The 2,059-nt window shown below is 64.9% G+C and carries 3 protein-coding genes; all 3 read left to right on the forward strand.

Annotated elements, in window-relative coordinates; genetic code table 11:
* Positions 1 to 1,085 (forward strand): pyruvate dehydrogenase complex E1 component subunit beta (locus tag GJ693_RS15660; RefSeq protein ID WP_156257167.1); only part of this gene is annotated, 1,085 nt, incomplete at its 5' end.
* An 8-nt stretch (positions 1,086 to 1,093) separates the two neighbouring features.
* On the forward strand, positions 1,094 to 1,747 hold the full coding sequence (locus GJ693_RS15665) for an NYN domain-containing protein (protein ID WP_156257168.1): 654 nt from the start codon (positions 1,094 to 1,096) through the stop codon (positions 1,745 to 1,747).
* Between the two features lie 2 nt (positions 1,748 to 1,749).
* On the forward strand, positions 1,750 to 2,059 hold a 310-nt coding region (locus GJ693_RS15670; RefSeq protein WP_156257169.1), incomplete at its 3' end, for a biotin/lipoyl-containing protein.

Raw genomic sequence — 2,059 nt, forward strand, 5'->3', positions numbered from 1 at the left:
CGCCTGCCGCAGCGCCGGTTGCGGCCGTTCAGGCAACGCCTGCCGCCACACCGGTGGCTGCCCCGGTGGCTGCCCCCGTGACCGCGCCCGAAACCGCCAGCGGCCCCACCCGCCGCCAGACCGTGCGTGAAGCCCTGCGCGATGCCATGGCCGAGGAAATGCGCGCCGATGGCAGTGTGTTCGTGATGGGCGAGGAAGTCGCCGAATACCAGGGCGCTTACAAGGTGACACAGGGCCTGCTGGAGGAATTCGGCGACCGGCGCGTGATCGACACGCCGATCACCGAAATCGGCTTTGCCGGCCTGGGCACCGGTGCGGCCATGGGCGGGCTCAAGCCCATCGTCGAGTTCATGACCTTCAATTTCGCCATGCAGGCGATCGATCATGTCATCAACTCGGCGGCCAAGACGCTCTACATGTCGGGCGGCCAGATGCGCTGCCCGATCGTGTTCCGCGGCCCCAATGGCGCCGCCAGCCGGGTGGCCGCGCAGCACAGCCAGAATTATGGCCCCTGGTATGCCAGCGTGCCCGGCCTGGTGGTGATCGCGCCCTACAGCGCCGATGATGCCAAGGGCTTGCTGAAGGCAGCGATCCGCTCGCCGGATCCGGTGGTCTTCCTCGAAAACGAGCTGATGTACGGCCAGAGCTTTGACGTGCCGGAAGGCGATCATGTCGTGCCGATCGGCAAGGCGCGCATCGTGCGCGCGGGCACGGATGTGACGTTGGTCAGCTATTCGATTGGCGTCGGCGTGGCCCTGCAGGCCGCCGAAGCGCTGGCCGGAATGGGCATCAATGCCGAGGTGATCGATCTCAGAACGCTGCGTCCGATGGACACCGCGACTGTGCTCGCGTCACTCAAGAAGACCAACCGCATGGTGGTGGTGGAAGAGGGCTGGCCGGCCTGCTCCATCGCATCAGAAATGATGGCCGTGGCGATGGAAAAGGGCTTTGATGATCTCGACGCGCCGGTGCTGCGGGTGACCAACGAGGATGTGCCGCTGCCCTATGCCGCCAACCTGGAAAAGGCGGCGCTGGTGAAGGCAGAGGATGTCGTGAGCGCCGCCCGCGCGGTCTGTTACCGGTGACCGGTGCCATGCAGACCCGTGTCGCCGTGATGATCGATGGCAGTTATTTCAACCGCGTATCGACCTTTTACAAGTTTGAACATGAAGTGGGCCGGCGCCTGTCGCTGTCGGGCCTGATGGACTTCATCCGCATCGCCGCTGCCGACATGGAAGAAGTGTCGCGTAATCGCTGCCGGGTGGTGGAGGCGCATTATTTCCGCGGCCGCTACACGCTGCGCGACCTGGAAGACCGGGCACGCAACGCCAGCTTTGTCGAGGAAACGCTGCGCAACGACCGGGTGTTCGATCAGATCCTCGCCGCCAGCAACATCACCCCGCATTTCACCCGCATCGACACCAACAGCGAGCCGCCCAAGGAGCAGGGCATCGATGTCTGGCTGGCGTTGGAAGCCTTTGATCTTGCGGTGTCCGATCGTTGCGACGTGGTGGCGCTGGTGGCCGGCGATGGCGATTTCGTGCCGCTGGTGAAGAAGATCAACGCCATCGGCAAGCGCGCGCTGGTCGTGGCGTGGAGCATGAAATCCGAAGCCGGCACCCAGGTCCGCTATTCCGGGCCCCTTGCCGGTGCTGCCGCCTATTTCCTCGACATGGCCGACCTGATCGACAATCCGGACGACGACGAGCAGCGCGCCCTGGTTGATCAGCTTTTTGTGGACAATTGATCATGCCCATCGATGTGACGATGCCCGCCCTGTCGCCCACAATGGAAGTGGGCACGCTGGCCAAATGGCATGTGAAGCCGGGTGACACGGTCAAATCCGGTGACATCATCGCCGAGATCGAGACCGACAAGGCCACCATGGAAGTGGAGGCCGTGGACGAAGGCAGCGTGACCGAACTGCTGGTCGCCGAAGGCACCGAAAACGTGCCGGTGGGCGCGGTGATCCTGCGCCTGGCTGGGGACGGCGAGGACGCAGCGCCCGCGCCGAAGCCCGCGCCGGCTGCTGCCGCACCGGCAGCGCCCGCTCCAGTGG

The organism is Sandarakinorhabdus oryzae (assembly GCF_009733735.1).
GTDB classification, from domain to species: domain Bacteria; phylum Pseudomonadota; class Alphaproteobacteria; order Sphingomonadales; family Sphingomonadaceae; genus Sandarakinorhabdus; species Sandarakinorhabdus oryzae.

What these genes read in the sequence shown, in the direction of transcription:
- GJ693_RS15665 (WP_156257168.1), top strand. Translation starts at nt 1,094, where the DNA reads ATGCAGACCCGTGTCGCCGTGATGATCGATGGCAGTTATTTCAACCGC.